Source organism: Vibrio alfacsensis, from assembly GCF_019670485.1.
GTDB lineage: Bacteria > Pseudomonadota > Gammaproteobacteria > Enterobacterales > Vibrionaceae > Vibrio > Vibrio alfacsensis.
Window position 1 is genome coordinate 2620330 of record NZ_AP024165.1, and the last position, 14478, is coordinate 2634807.

The window sequence follows — 14478 nt, forward strand, 5'->3', positions numbered from 1 at the left end:
CTTTCACTTATTTTATTATCTACGTCTTAAGACAGACAAGAGTGAGATAAAGTTCAACTCTAGTCTTTACCCACGTGAAGAATCGCTAAGAACGCTTCTTGAGGCAGTTCTACGTTACCGATCTGCTTCATACGTTTCTTACCTTCTTTCTGTTTCTTCAGAAGTTTCTTCTTACGGCTCACGTCACCACCGTAACATTTCGCGATTACGTTCTTACGTAGCTGTTTCACTGTCGAACGTGCGATGATGTGGTTACCGATTGCCGCTTGGATTGCGATGTCGAACATTTGACGAGGGATAAACTCTTTCATCTTCTCAACTAACAAACGACCACGGCTTTGTGCTTGATCTTTGTGAGTGATGATCGCCAACGCGTCCACTTTATCACCGTTCAATAGAACGTCGACACGAACCATGTTTGATTCTTCAAAGCGTTGGAAGTTGTAATCCAATGATGCATAACCACGAGACGTTGATTTCAAACGGTCGAAGAAGTCCAAAACAACTTCCGCCATCGGAATGTCGTATGTCACTGCAACTTGGTTACCGTGGTAAACCATATCAACTTGCATACCACGCTTTTCTACACATAGGGTAATAACATTACCTAGGTAATCTGCTGGTACCAAGATATTACAGCGCGCAATTGGCTCACGAATGTGCTCGATATCATTCACGGCTGGCAGCTTAGCAGGGCTATCTACATACAGAACATCGCCATTGGTTTGTTCAACTTCGTAAACTACCGTTGGTGCGGTTGTGATCAAGTCAAGATCGTACTCACGCTCTAAACGTTCTTGAATGATTTCCATGTGCAACATACCAAGGAAACCACAACGGAAACCAAAACCTAGTGCCGCCGAGTTTTCTGGCTCGTAGAACAAAGACGCATCGTTTAGGCTAAGTTTGCCTAACGCATCACGGAAGTTTTCATAGTCATCAGACGATACTGGGAATAGACCTGCATATACCTGAGGTTTTACTTTTTTAAAGCCAGGTAGTGGGCTTTCACTGCCGTTTTTCGCTAGGGTTAGCGTATCACCAACAGGAGCACCAAGGATGTCTTTAATACCACAAACCACCCAACCTACTTCACCAGTATTAAGAACATCAGTATCGACTTGCTTAGGTGTGAAGATACCTAGACGATCTACGCCCCAAGTTTGACCTGTGCTCATGACTTTGATCTTTTCGTTTTTCTTCAGTGAGCCGTTTTTAATACGAACCAAAGAAACAACGCCAAGGTAGTTATCAAACCATGAGTCAATGATCAACGCTTGCAGTGGTGCGTCTGGATCGCCCTCTGGTGCCGGAATCGCTGAAACGATATTTTCTAGCACGTCATCAACACCTAGACCTGTCTTCGCAGAACAGCGGGTTGCTTCCATTGCATCGATACCAACGATTTCTTCAATTTCTTCCGCTACACGCTCAGGATCCGCAGCAGGTAGATCAATCTTGTTAAGGATTGGCACAACCTCTAGATCCATTTCGATCGCGGTGTAACAGTTAGCGAGCGTTTGAGCTTCTACACCCTGACCTGCATCAACCACCAATAGCGCGCCTTCACAAGCGGCTAGAGAACGTGATACTTCGTACGCAAAGTCAACGTGTCCCGGAGTATCGATGAAGTTCAGCTGGTATGTTTCACCGTCTTTAGCGGTGTAGTTTAGCGTCACACTCTGAGATTTAATGGTGATACCACGCTCACGTTCAAGATCCATAGAATCCAGAACCTGTGCGGCCATTTCACGATCGCTTAAACCTCCACATACTTGGATTAAACGGTCTGATAGGGTCGACTTACCATGGTCGATGTGGGCGATAATCGAAAAGTTACGAATGTGCTTCATAGATTTAGGGTGACTAACTCTTTACAAATAGGGACAGTAAGAAAGCCGTCAGCTGACGGCATTTCAATCAAGTTGGCAGATTCTACCCAATTTCGTGAACGGGCGCACCTGTTTTAAAGTATATACCGGAATGACTCAGAAATGAGGGGGCAACTATTGGATCGGCTCGCCAAGGATACGAATAAGTGTGACTTGTTTTTTGGACGCCTCTTCTAAAGGACGGGAAACGCGTTTTGCGACAAACATCCCACCTAACACAAATAGTGCCGAAGTGAGAATAACCATTCCCTCGCCACCTCCAATGAGAGGAGCAAAAAACAAATGACCAATAAGAGCCCCCACGATTAACCCAAATAGAGGTAAAAGATACACCGCCATTGCTGATTTGATCAGGCTCGATTCTGGAAAACCAATTTCGACAACCTGACCGACTTTGACAGATTGCTCAGTTCGTAAATGCCATGACAGCGATTTATTGCCAATGGCTTTAGTAACAACGCCCGTACCACAACTTTTTTGCGATGAACAACTGCTGCAGCTGGTTTGCTGCTCGCAACTCAAATCAATATGGTAATGCTTACCGTGACGATGAACTTCCGTCACGGTAGCCAATGCAGTCATCATTGCACGTCACTCTTTGCAACATTAAACGTCACGGATTGAGCGATACGCTGCGCCGTTGTCGGTGGGATATCACCCACGACCGAAATCTCATGGTTGCCGCTAACAAAACTATGCAAAGTACGACGGCCTTGGCGAACCAATTGCCCTTTTAATGAATGCTCATCTTTGCTCGCGACATAAACAGAAAAGCTAAATAACCCATCCGAATACATTTGGCTTTCGACCAATTGGTCCGTCACTGCCATGCGGTAGCGATTCAGTTCATTTGGGTGAAAGCCGGCAGGTATCCATCCAACGTGCCAATTGCTCGTACCAATATCACCTTTTGGCATTGTTAGTACAGCCGGCAATTGAACGTCTTTCAATCCACTCATCAGGTCGGCAATTTGAGGGGTCACCGTGTATGAGATCGTGCGATATTGCTCAAGCATTTCACCGTCTCTATCGACGAGATCGGCACGCAACGGCAGTTTACTTTTTTCGTCAATCCACAACATGTAGGAGTAACGTAAACCATCTTTGGGAACGATGCGCAGCACTTGCGTTGCAACACCCGCTTCACGCGCTCGACCAACTTGAACATAGTCGTAGTAGAGATTTAAATCATCAATGTTGGTGTTCAACATTGGCATGATCGGTGCGACCATCTTGCCTGATTCAATCGTAAACGGCTCTGCTCCGGTTTCAATGTAACTCACTTCTGAGCCGCGACGAATCACTTCTCGTACAGGGCCACTCAAATACACAAGATGCGCGTATTGGTCGTCCCCATGAGTCGCGTGACGATACAGCAAAGGTTCTATACTGTTCTTTTTAATAAGAATGTAGGAGAGCTCATAGCTTAAATTTTTGCTCGCCTCGCTCATTTGATGTAATAAAGCCTCCGCTGGTTTATCACCAGCAAAGGCTTGCGAAGACATCAGACTGAACAGAGCGCAAGCGCTGAACAGAAGTTTTTTCATTCAATATCCGGAGTCAGATGTGCATCCTGCTGAGAGGCATCACTGTTAATTCGTAGCTGAAGTTCGTAGTCTCGAAGCATAGCATGAACGCGTTTACGCTGCTCTTGCATATTTGCTTCACCGACAGAGCGCTCAACAGATTCACGCGTCAAACTCACCGGTTCTGCACTGCCTGCAAACGGGATCGTTTGAAGCACTGGGAGTTGTTCCACCTGTGGCGACATTGGATCACTACCACCGTATTGCTGCACACCTAATATCACCGCAAGTGAGACACAAGCAGCAACAGCAACTTGACCAAACTGAGTCAACCATGTTGGCAGTTGGCGTTTCGCTTGCTGCGGTTCAGGTTGTGACTCTTTTGGTGCGTCATGAATCGAAATCACATTTGCACTATGTGAATCAATAGCACGATGCGCAGGTTCGTCTTCTAACGCTAACGCTACGCTTTCAGCAATATTCCACTCAGGTTTTGCTGGCGCTTCGCCTCGCATTACATCACCGATTAGATGATAGTTTTGCCAAGCATCACGGCTTTCTTGGTCCTGTTCTAGCTCTTGAATCAAAGCCTTATCGACCAATTCTCCATCCATGAGCGCTGAAAGTTTTTCTTTGTCAGCCATTATTTTCACCATAGTTATCACTTGTGTACTAGCGCTGTAAAAGAGGTTTTATTTTCTTTTCCACCGCCTCACGAGCACGGAAGATACGAGATCGTACCGTTCCCACTGGGCAATCCATTACTTCAGCAATTTCCTCATAACTCAAGCCATCGAGCTCGCGTAAAGTCATTGCCGTTTTTAAATCTTCAGGTAAGGCTTCTATTGCACTGAACACTACCCGTTGCAATTCTTTGGACAACGTTAAGTTCTCAGGGTTCGAAATTTCTTTTAGCGCATTACCTGTTTCGTAAAATTCAGCTTCTTCAGCATCGACATCCGTTGCTGGCGGTCTACGACCTTGTGCAACAATGTGATTTTTCGCAGTATTCACTGCAATGCGATACAGCCACGTGTAAAACGCACTCTCCCCACGAAAACTAGGGATAGCTCGGTAAGCCTTGATAAACGCTTCTTGTGCTACATCTGGAACATCGCCAGGATTACTTACGTATCTGGAAATAAGATTGCATACTTTGTTTTGGTACTTCATTACCAACAGATTAAATGCTTGCTTATCGCCATTCTGAACTCGCTCAATCAATACTTGATCGGTCAGCTGCTCGTTCATTCGAGCGGATACTCCTATTTGTTATGCCCCTACTCTTCTCAGATATGGGTACTAATTATGCAAAACGTAGTATTGACACCACTGCTTACTTGAGCACTATTGTGACTGTGACATGAATAAGAAAGTTCCATGACTTTCTTATTTTTTATCATTGTTTTTCCACAGTGTGATGCCACTAGCCAAATCCCTGTTCTAGCTTGACTTAAGTCGAATAATGACAAGCAAGCATAGTATTGGGGAAATGGGTATAATGAATATTGTCTGCTCCAGATTGTGCTGGGTAGGCACTAGAAAAGCAATGGCATTGACAAACTATTACTTTTCATTGGTATGCCGAAGAACCATTCACCATCCAATTTAAAATAGATTTAAGAAGTATTTGCATGTCACTGACCTGCATATCAATAAGAGTGACTTAAGTCACCAAAGTTACAGAGATATAGAACGCTCACTTAACTTAGCGCTTGGCGATGGATATCGCAGTAATGGAATGCACATGATGTGCAATATATACACAAGGTAGCCTTGTTACCTTAGCTTGGGATTGTAAAAGTTATATGAACACAAATCGTGATCACGAATGTGACGTATTAGTGGTGGGAAGTGGTGCAGCAGGCTTGTCGTTAGCTCTGCGTGTTGCCAATCACTGTAAGGTAATTGTACTTAGCAAAGGTACTCGCAGTGAAGGGGCCACCTATTATGCGCAAGGTGGTATCGCTGCGGTTTTCGATGAATCCGATACCATCGAATCACATGTTGAAGACACCCAAATTGCTGGGGATGGTATATGTGATGAAGAGACCGTAAAGTTCATCGCGGAAAACTCAAAAGAGTGCGTCCAATGGTTGATTGATGGGGGAGTACCATTCGACCGAGAAGAAGACGATTCGGATGATGAGCCACGTTATCACCTGACTCGTGAGGGTGGACACAGTCGTCGCCGAATTCTACATGCCGCCGATGCAACAGGCATGGCAATGCAAACTTCGCTTCAAGATAACGCTCATAACCATCCAAATATTCATGTCTTTGAACGCCATAATGCACTCGACCTGATCACTGAAGATAAAATCGGTGGCGATAAAAACAAGGTGATCGGTGCTTACATCTGGAACCGTAATGCAGAGCAAGTAGAAACCGTTCGTGCAAAATTTGTCGTTCTTGCCACTGGCGGCGCTTCTAAAGTTTACCAATACACGTCTAACCCGGATGTATCATCAGGCGACGGTATTGCCATCGCATGGCGTGCAGGTTGCCGTGTTGCGAACCTAGAGTTCAACCAATTCCACCCAACTTGCTTATTCCATCCAGAAGCACGTAACTTCCTATTAACCGAGGCTTTACGCGGTGAAGGTGCTTACCTGCGTCGCCCTGATGGATCGCGTTTCATGCCGGATTTCGATGAACGCAAAGAACTCGCACCACGTGATGTTGTTGCGCGTGCTATCGACTTTGAAATGAAACGTCTAGGCGCAGACTGCATGTACTTGGACATCAGCCACAAACCAGCGGATTTCATCACTAAGCACTTCCCTACTATCTATTCTCGACTGATGGATTTAGGCATCGATATGACCAAAGAGCCGATCCCAATTGTTCCTGCCGCACACTACACTTGTGGTGGCGTAATGGTGGACCAAAACGGTCACACTGATCTAAAGAATCTATACGCGATTGGTGAAGTGAGCTACACAGGTCTACATGGTGCGAACCGCATGGCATCTAACTCCTTGTTGGAATGTGTCGTTTATGCCTGGTCTGCCGCAAAAGATATTTTAACGCATCATGCAGATGCAAAATTAGCGGCTCGTGTTCCTTGCTGGGATGAAAGCCAAGTCTCTAATAGTGATGAAGAAGTTATCATCCAGCATAACTGGCATGAGTTACGTCTTTTCATGTGGGATTATATGGGCATCGTTCGTACTGACAAACGCCTAGAACGAGCGCTTCGCCGCATTCAAATGCTGCAACAAGAAACGCACGAATACTACAGTCACTTCCGCGTTTCAAATAACTTATTAGAACTGCGTAACCTACTACAAGTCGCCGAGTTGATGGTTCGCTGTGCGATGCAACGTAAAGAAAGTCGAGGCCTGCATTACACCTTAGATTATCCAAATCAATTGGAAAATAGCGGCCCGACCATCCTAACACCTAGCAAATAGCATTTAGCAGATAGGATACACGCTTATCATTCGGGAGCTTCGGCTCCCATTTTCCACTGGTGTAAAATCAAACACAGTTGTCGATATTTGACATCATGACAACTGTCTCGCCAAATCGTGATCGAATCTTTCGATGCCAATACAAATGTGACTTTAATACTTGGAACAGACAGATCAGTGCTGGTAATAAAAGATGTGCTCTCATCTTGCCTAACAATGCCATTGCGATGCACATGCCAATTGCCTTGACTGGACGGTGCGATAAAGCCACCACATCTTTGAGCTTTGATAATCAGTAATAGTAGATAAATAGAGATGACTAGCGGGGCATGAGACAACAAAACGATCGCCCAAGTTAAAGCAAAAAGAAGCGTGCCGTTTAAAACTTGGGCGTATTGTGAGGAGTGAACGGTAAGGTTAACGAACCTTACTGAGGTTATGTGCGACAATTTTATCAACCATTGCAGCGTGGCCTAGGTTTTCACTACGACCATGTCCCATCACCCAAGTGAACAAATCGGGATCATCACATTCCAATAAAGAGACGAAATCACGCTGTTCTTGCTCAGTCAGCGTATCAAAACACTCTTCAAAAAACGGCATAATCACCACGTCAAGCTCGAGCATGCCACGACGACAAGCCCATTTAATACGTGCCTTTTCTTCCGCAGTGTACATTCAGTATTCCTTCATAGATGTCTTGTTCTTAGTGCGGAGTGTAACAAGGGATGTGCAACGCCACTAGTGTGCGGGTCACAATATATACCCAAGTAGCTCCAAATCTTTATGGCAATTGATAATTAAGACACTCGAACGCCCTAACCTACCCAAGTGACTCAGATTGATTGAAAGCTGACAAATACTGATTATGGAATTAACATAGTTGAAAAATATCTTCTAAAGGCATTGAATCATGGAATGGCAAACTCGCTTTTCACCTCTAAACCTATCAACACAAGACTCCCTACCCGAGTTATCTGTCTCTCTACTCGATAACTTTGGCATGATTACCATCGTTGGAGATGATAAAAAGTCTTACCTTCATGGCCAAGTCACTTGCGATGTCGTCTCTCTTGAGAAAGCACAATCAACGTTGGGTGCCCATTGTGATGCAAAAGGCAAAGTGTGGAGTGTCTTTCGTTTGTTCCATCACAACGATGGTTACGGCATGATTCAGCCAAAATCTGCCATTGAAGTCGAACTAAAAGAAATTAAAAAATACGCCGTGTTTTCAAAAGTGACCATCGAAGAATCAAGCGATGTCATTTTGGGTGTCGCCGGTGAAAATGCGGATGCATTTATCTCTACTTTAAGTGCAGAAACGGGTGATGTCCGTTCTATTGAGGGCGGTAGTGCCGTGAAAGCAGCACCAAACCGTTGGTTACTGGTTCTTACGGAAGAAGCGACACAAACTTTGCTTGATAACAACCAAGCTACATTGACCACTCATGAACTTTGGACACGTTTCGATATTGAATCCGCGCTACCGATCGTCGGTTCACAAGCGCAAAATGAACACATCCCACAAGCTCTCAATGTACAAGCACTTGGAGGGATCAGCTTTACTAAAGGCTGTTACACAGGCCAAGAAACGGTCGCTCGCGCGAAGTATCGTGGTACGAACAAACGTGCAATGTATATTGTGAGAGGTACAACCTCAGAGGCGTTGGAAGAGGGCGCAGTTGAATTGGAACGTAGCGTGGGTGAAAACTGGCGCTCAGTGGGTACATTGCTAACGCATTATCAATTCAACGATAACCAAGCGATGGGGCTAATCGTATTGCCAAATAACCTCGACGAGGACACTCGTCTACGTTTGGTTGCCCAACCAGAGTGTGAATGGGAAATCGCAGCGCTACCATACAGCCTTGACGATGAGTAATGCCATTCATACCCCTTTGATGCAGTTTTTGGTGGATCAGAATATAGAGTTTCGTCTTCTGCCCCATCAAAGCCCAGCAACAACTATTGAGGATGCCGCCCAGCAACGCGGCATTCGCGCTTCTCAAATGGTTAAAGCCATTTTGTTACGTGATATGGGCAATCAATATGCTCTGGCTTGTGCCCCTGGAGATCGCAGTGTCGACCCAAAGAAAGTCCGTGCGATATTACAATGCCGCAGGATGACCTGTGTAGATCAAGCGGATGTCGAGGCCATTACTGGGTACAAAGTAGGGACTGTGACCCCGCTATTGCTGAAACGTTATATGCCCATTGTTTTTGACCCAAGCCTACTGGAAGAAAAAGAAATTACCATCAGTAGCGGAGATCGAATGGCGGGTATTGCACTGTCTATCGATGATCTACTCCAATTGTGTCAACCAACCTTGGCTGATATCTGCCGCTAACTTCGGTTAAAAATGCAACAATATGCAAGACCGCTAATCTAATGTGACTTCATTCATATCTATCGTAATTTTTACCAGAATTTTTAGTCACATTAAAAACATAAATAGTCACAAATAAAAATCTCATCTATGCTGATTATGTTGGTTGTGCTTTCAACAAACACTTAACCAACAAAAAGTGAATCGACTAACGTCAGCACGTTAGTTATCCACTTTTGTGTAATGCATCTGTGACTATTCGCCCGCCTTTGCGGGCTTTTTTTTGTTTTCTATTTTTTAAACCACCCAACTCTTTCTCAATGAACTAAGCAGCTTCTTCATAAACCAAGCGATTTCTTAAGAGACCAAACCATTTCTTAAGAGACCGAACTTTGTTTCTAAGCCAATCAAACTCACCACCGCACCGTAACGTATAAAGAATGAGTTTTAAGTTCCTTTAACCGTATATTTTTGGGGTAACTCTCACGTTATTTGAGGTATTGCGCTGTAATTTTGTCTAGTAAAGCACAAATCTCTAACTCAGCAGTTATCTCCTACATTTAATACTATTGCTGTCACAATAATTTTCACTCGAAAAACGTAGAATCACTTGGCTAGGTAAACGATAAGGAAAAGTAAATATGAGACTGTTTAAGCGCTATACACCAGGTATGATTGCTAAACATATAAGTCGTCTTTTTAAGGGAAGAATCTATATTTACGGAGTCGGCAAGTTCGAGTTTGATAACGGGAAGTTAATGCTGCCAGAGAAAGCTGAGAAGCGTCACTTTCAGGCGGTAAAAGAGATTAATCAAGAAATTATGAAGCTCAGATGCGCATACGCTTAGCAAAAACATCGATGAAATAACAAAGGCTGGGTCAACCAGCCTTTTTTGTGTTTTTCGCTTGGTGAAACAATGGCAGCATTTACTGACGAGCGAGCTCTGGTAAATTGCCTTTTAAGCCCAGCGCATGTTTCATAATTTCATCTTTCGCCCCTGGTAATTGACCCGCTAGGCTCAAACCAATACCACGTACGAATTTCTTAGCTGGGTTGTCACCAGAAAACAAATCTCGGAAACCTTGCATGGCCGCAATCATCTTCGCAGCTTCTGCTTTGCGCCAACGTTCATAACCACGCAAGTTCCGTTTAGTACCGATATCTTGCCCTTGTTTCCAAAGTGCTAATACTTCTTGTGCCAAACTCGCAGCATCTAATAAGCCAAGATTTACACCCTGCCCTGCCAATGGGTGGATCGTATGAGCGGCATCACCAACCAATGCCACACGCTCAACCACAAAATCACGTGCATAACGCATCTTCAGAGGAAATGCCGCACGTTCGCCGATCACTTCACACATGCCTAAACGCACGTCAAATTCACTGGTTAGTGCTTTATTAAAGTCATGTTCATCCATCGCCAATAGATGTTCAGCACGAAGTGGATCAGTAGACCACACTATCGAGCACATATTTGGCTCAGACATCGGTAGAAAAGCCAACGGGCCATTTGGGGTAAAAATCTGACGTGCAATGCCATCGTGCGCATCCGTTGTTTTTACGTTCGCAACTAAGGCACTATGGCCGTAATCCCAACGCGTAAGCGGAATATTCATTTGGTTACGTAACCAAGAGTTCGCTCCATCGGCTCCCACAACCAATTTTGCGGTCATCGCTTGGCCATTATCTAACGTTAGCCAGCTCTCTTGCTCACCAACGGCTAACGTTGCACAGCGTGCTGGCATAAACAGCGTCACGTTATCCAGCTTTTGTACTTGCTCTAACAACGCTAATTGAATCACGCGGTTCTCAACAATATGACCAAGGTCTGGCTGCGCCATGCTTTGCGCATCAAACGCTATTTTTGCAAAGCTGTCTTGTTCCCACACTTCCATTGCTTGGTATGGGGAAGCTCGACGTTGCTCGATACCTTGCCACGCCCCGAGTTTACGCAGCATTGTTTCACTAGAGCGACTCAACGCTGATACACGAATATCCGGAAGTTCATTCAACGTATCGTCCGGCACTGAGCCTTCAATGACAGCCACACGTAGATCACTGTCTTTAAAAGCGGCGGCCAATGCCAATCCAACCATACCACCGCCGATGATGGCGACATCTACACTTTGCATCATTGATTATTGTTACCTAATTCGTTGCCGTTCATCGTTTCACTATACCAAGTGTATGGCGTAGCAGCGGCTGCTTAAAAGTAGAAAGGTTATCCATCGTTGCAAGAGCAAGATTACGCCCTATTCGCATCGCGGGTAAGTCATTTGAAAATATATGCACTAGAGAGCTCGTTAGCCAAATGGTTTCTTGACGATCCGATTCACGCCTCACACTAAAACGCATTAGACCTTGATAGCGACCAACGTCATCACTCTGTTTGACGATTTCTTCCGCCAGTGACGCCACATCTCTAATGCCAAGGTTAAAGCCCTGTCCAGCAATAGGGTGAAGCGTTTGTGCCGCATTACCGACGATGGCAAATCGATGCGATATATTCTGTTTTCGATGACGCAATAACAGTGGATAACTCGCACGCTGGCCGACTTTTTTCATTGCTCCTAGTCGCCATCCAAAGTCATTTTGTAAGCGTTCTAAAAACTCGCCATCAGGCAATGCCATAACCCTTTTAGCTTCCTCTGGGCGCAAACACCAAACCAGTGACATTCGGTTGTCACTCATCGGTAGCAAAGCTACTGGCCCGTTTGGCGTGAAACGCTCAAAAGCACGACCTTGATGCGGCTCCTGAGTCACTATATTGGCAATCACCGCCACTTGATCAAAATCGTGTTCAGACAACTCTAAACCAATTTGCTGGCAACACTGAGAAACGGCCCCATCCGCAGCGACAAGAAGCTTTGCTTCTAACTTTTCGCCGCCACTGAGTTCAATGTGAACCTTATCTTGTTCCCGCTCAACGGAGGCTACCGAGTTTGGGCAAAACTGCGTGATAGATTGACTATGCTCGAATAAACCTTGATAAACACGCCCAACATCCGCTAGTTCCACCACATAACCAAGCGCTTCAATGCCAATGTCTTGCTTGGTAATTTCCGTCATTCCCGCGTGAGAACGATCTGAAACATGAATATGTTCAATGGGTGTTGCATGAGGTTCAATCGCTGGCCAAAGTTTTAAATGACGTAAAATATTGACCGTGCCGTAAGACAGTGCAATTGAGCGAGAGTCAAAACCTGGGTGGCCCTCTGACTGCACTTTAAAAGGTTCAACGACTGCAATATTGAGCGTGCCTTTAGATAAATGTTCAATCGCCAACGCAAGCGTTGCCCCCGCCATAGCGCCACCAGCAATAACAACATCATATTGCATCATGCTAACCTCTAGAAACTATTCAAAAAATGAAATCGGACTGATTAATGAATGGTTGCTTGGCTATCGCTACTTTCAGGGCGCGCGCCAAACTCTGCATGAATGGTTAACACGCAAGCTTTTACATGCTCAATGACTTGCTCTAGCAATTGAGCTTGTTCACCAAAATCGTCATCTTCATCAATGCCCAACTTAGCAATTTCTTCAAGATCCGCTAGGGCTTCTTTTGCATCATCAGATGCTTTATTTAGGGCAATGCCTGCTAAACCAAGACCTGAAATAAAGTGGTTAACAAACTCAGACAAGCTATCAGCCAATGCAAACAAACCCTCTTCTCCAGGTTCATCAGGCAGCAAAAACTCCAGTTCCATAGAGGTGCCCGTAAGCTCTCTTACTGTTACTTTGAAAACGCTATCCGCACACGCTAATGCCGTTGCTGGCCATCCCATGCCCTCGTTAGTGTAATCAAAAAGAATGGGCTGCCAGGTTTGATCATTAATCGCCAATCCACCACTTAACATACCGACAAGCAGGCCGTGTAATTCGGCAGGCGTCACAGCTAGGCTCGCTGATTTCAATTCGGCAGCAATGGTTTGGTATTCTGGAAGGGTGATTTCACTCATATCTCGGCTCATTTTTGCGTAATAATAGACGACATATCCTACCATCAAGCCCTGTCGGCTGAAACGGCTATCAATTTCAATTTTGGATAGGAATTGCTCAATTTGTCCAATTCCTGTGTGATCACTTCACCATTTTTCTTTCTGTGATGGGAAATGCTTGAATCTTAATAGCGGTTTTTCTATAGTTTCCTCCTCGGCAGTTGTATGAAGCAATGCCTTAGATAGCGCGAATATAGAGTTTATTCATCATGAGCAATCAAGCGGTCGACGTTGAAATCCTTGGCAAAATGACACGAGTGAATTGTCCAACTGGGCAAGAAGAGTCACTGATGACAGCGGCAAAAGATCTTGATCGCCGATTGCAAGAGATGAGTGAACGTACTAAGGTAACCAATGAAATTCAGCTATTAACGTTCGCGGCACTGAACATTTGTTATGAACTTCATACCAAGTCATACGAATCGAGTGGCCAGCAACAAGAAATAACGGAGCGAATGGAAAAGCTCACCGCGTCTTTAGAAAACGCACTTAGCAAAGTAACGCAAGGACAGCAGTAGATACCAAATTTACCCTGGGGTGTTTGTCAGTTGGATTTAAGTCCCTGAGCCGATAAGCAATACCAAAGGGTTAGTACTTGATAGCTATTGAGCAAGCTTGGCTCGTACCGAGAAGCCTACGGTTATCATTGCTGATCCGCCTTGAACCAGCTGGTTCAAGGGCCATAATCCTCAACGGCACCCTGGGGTATTCCTCTATGTCAGACCTATCTCGACAAGAATTCCGCAAACTTATTCGTGAAAAGCGTAATGCGCTGTGTAGTGACACTCAGTTCCAAGCTGGGCTCGATCTGATTACTCAGTTTTCACAATTGCCTGAAATTCAACGCGCTCAACACATCGCACTTTACCTCTCAGCTGATGGTGAGCTTGACACCAAGCCACTGATTGAATGCTTATGGCAACAAGGTAAGTCCATTTATCTTCCTGTGATCCACCCATTCTCTAAAGGGCATTTGCTGTTTTTACAGTATCTACACGATGACCAATTGGTTTACAACAAATACGGCATTCTGGAGCCTAAGCTCGATATTCGTCATCTTAAGCCTATCCACGAACTCGATTTAATCTGCACGCCTTTAGTGGGTTTCGATAGCCTTGGTCATCGCCTTGGAATGGGTGGAGGCTATTATGACCGCACCCTTTCCCACTGGTTTAATACCGGGCTTGGAGCAAAACCTATTGGTATTGCCCACGATTGTCAGCGTGTCGATCTTTTACCTACTGCACATTGGGATGTTCCTTTACCTAAGATCGTGACTCCAAGCCAAATCTGGCAATGGGAAAGTGCCAAATAA

General features: G+C 44.9%; 16 protein-coding genes and 1 other RNA gene. 7 read left to right on the forward strand and 10 right to left on the reverse strand.

All coding sequences use genetic code 11. The features are described 5' to 3' along the window. Positions 1-59: 59 nt before the first annotated feature. The 5 genes from lepA to rpoE form a co-directional block, all read right to left on the reverse strand. Positions 60-1853: a translation elongation factor 4 gene (gene lepA, locus VA249_RS11990; RefSeq protein ID WP_128810170.1), complete on the reverse strand. Its 1794-nt coding sequence runs from the start codon at positions 1851-1853 to the stop codon at positions 60-62. Between the two features lie 153 nt (positions 1854-2006). Next, positions 2007-2477: a SoxR reducing system RseC family protein gene (locus VA249_RS11995; protein ID WP_221068125.1), complete on the reverse strand. Its 471-nt coding sequence runs from the start codon at positions 2475-2477 to the stop codon at positions 2007-2009. After that, positions 2474-3439 (reverse strand): sigma-E factor regulatory protein RseB, encoded by a 966-nt coding sequence (gene rseB / locus VA249_RS12000; protein ID WP_128810168.1) that lies wholly within the window; start codon positions 3437-3439, stop codon positions 2474-2476. Before rseB ends, VA249_RS11995 begins: the two co-directional genes overlap by 4 nt. Next, positions 3436-4062 carry a sigma-E factor negative regulatory protein gene (locus tag VA249_RS12005; RefSeq protein WP_221068126.1) on the reverse strand — a complete coding sequence of 209 codons (627 nt, stop codon included), beginning with the start codon at positions 4060-4062 and terminating at the stop codon, positions 3436-3438. Before VA249_RS12005 ends, rseB begins: the two co-directional genes overlap by 4 nt. Before the next feature lie 28 nt (positions 4063-4090). Further along, on the reverse strand, positions 4091-4669 hold the full coding sequence (rpoE, locus tag VA249_RS12010; RefSeq protein WP_128810166.1) for an RNA polymerase sigma factor RpoE: 579 nt from the start codon (positions 4667-4669) through the stop codon (positions 4091-4093). A 557-nt stretch (positions 4670-5226) separates the two neighbouring features. On the opposite strand from rpoE, the gene nadB reads away from it, so the two are divergent. Next, the gene (gene nadB, locus VA249_RS12015; RefSeq protein WP_221068127.1) at positions 5227-6834 is read left to right on the forward strand and encodes an L-aspartate oxidase; all 1608 of its coding nucleotides are present in this window, start codon (positions 5227-5229) and stop codon (positions 6832-6834) included. Positions 6835-6860: 26 nt separating this feature from the next. Here nadB and VA249_RS24375 read toward each other — a convergent pair whose 3' ends face one another. Together VA249_RS24375 and VA249_RS12020 are read right to left on the reverse strand one after the other, a co-directional pair. Further along, complete coding sequence (locus VA249_RS24375) at positions 6861-7292, reverse strand: protein YgfX (protein WP_338062304.1); 432 nt, start codon at positions 7290-7292, stop codon at positions 6861-6863. Next, positions 7252-7512, reverse strand: a complete 261-nt coding sequence (locus tag VA249_RS12020; RefSeq protein ID WP_128810164.1) for an FAD assembly factor SdhE — start codon at positions 7510-7512, stop codon at positions 7252-7254. The genes VA249_RS24375 and VA249_RS12020 overlap by 41 nt, the downstream gene beginning before the upstream one ends. A gap of 235 nt (positions 7513-7747) precedes the next feature. On the opposite strand from VA249_RS12020, the gene ygfZ reads away from it, so the two are divergent. The 3 genes from ygfZ to VA249_RS12035 all read left to right on the forward strand — a co-directional run bounded on the left by ygfZ (position 7748) and on the right by VA249_RS12035 (position 10009). Next, complete coding sequence (ygfZ, locus tag VA249_RS12025; protein ID WP_221068128.1) at positions 7748-8716, forward strand: tRNA-modifying protein YgfZ; 969 nt, start codon at positions 7748-7750, stop codon at positions 8714-8716. Further along, entirely contained in the window at positions 8709-9182 is a 474-nt protein-coding gene (locus tag VA249_RS12030; RefSeq protein WP_128810163.1) for an aminoacyl-tRNA deacylase, read from the forward strand. The genes ygfZ and VA249_RS12030 overlap by 8 nt, the downstream gene beginning before the upstream one ends. A gap of 620 nt (positions 9183-9802) precedes the next feature. After that, positions 9803-10009 (forward strand): DUF1107 domain-containing protein, encoded by a 207-nt coding sequence (locus tag VA249_RS12035; RefSeq protein WP_005449772.1) that lies wholly within the window; start codon positions 9803-9805, stop codon positions 10007-10009. A 79-nt stretch (positions 10010-10088) separates the two neighbouring features. Here VA249_RS12035 and VA249_RS12040 read toward each other — a convergent pair whose 3' ends face one another. Genes VA249_RS12040 through VA249_RS12050 form a run of 3 tightly spaced genes read right to left on the reverse strand, consistent with a single transcriptional unit; the run spans position 10089 to position 13124 of the window. Next, entirely contained in the window at positions 10089-11297 is a 1209-nt protein-coding gene (locus tag VA249_RS12040; protein ID WP_221068129.1) for an FAD-dependent 2-octaprenylphenol hydroxylase, read from the reverse strand. A 28-nt stretch (positions 11298-11325) separates the two neighbouring features. Further along, entirely contained in the window at positions 11326-12504 is a 1179-nt protein-coding gene (ubiH, locus tag VA249_RS12045; RefSeq protein ID WP_221068130.1) for a 2-octaprenyl-6-methoxyphenyl hydroxylase, read from the reverse strand. Between the two features lie 41 nt (positions 12505-12545). After that, positions 12546-13124, reverse strand: coding sequence for a YecA/YgfB family protein (locus tag VA249_RS12050; RefSeq protein ID WP_128810160.1), 579 nt, complete (start codon positions 13122-13124; stop codon positions 12546-12548). 248 nt (positions 13125-13372) lie between these two features. On the opposite strand from VA249_RS12050, the gene VA249_RS12055 reads away from it, so the two are divergent. The 3 genes from VA249_RS12055 to VA249_RS12065 all read left to right on the forward strand — a co-directional run bounded on the left by VA249_RS12055 (position 13373) and on the right by VA249_RS12065 (position 14478). Further along, positions 13373-13681 (forward strand): cell division protein ZapA, encoded by a 309-nt coding sequence (locus VA249_RS12055; RefSeq protein ID WP_128810159.1) that lies wholly within the window; start codon positions 13373-13375, stop codon positions 13679-13681. 8 nt (positions 13682-13689) lie between these two features. Beyond that, a non-coding RNA gene (gene ssrS / locus VA249_RS12060) (6S RNA) lies at positions 13690-13874 on the forward strand. A gap of 4 nt (positions 13875-13878) precedes the next feature. Further along, positions 13879-14478 (forward strand): 5-formyltetrahydrofolate cyclo-ligase, encoded by a 600-nt coding sequence (locus VA249_RS12065; RefSeq protein ID WP_221068131.1) that lies wholly within the window; start codon positions 13879-13881, stop codon positions 14476-14478.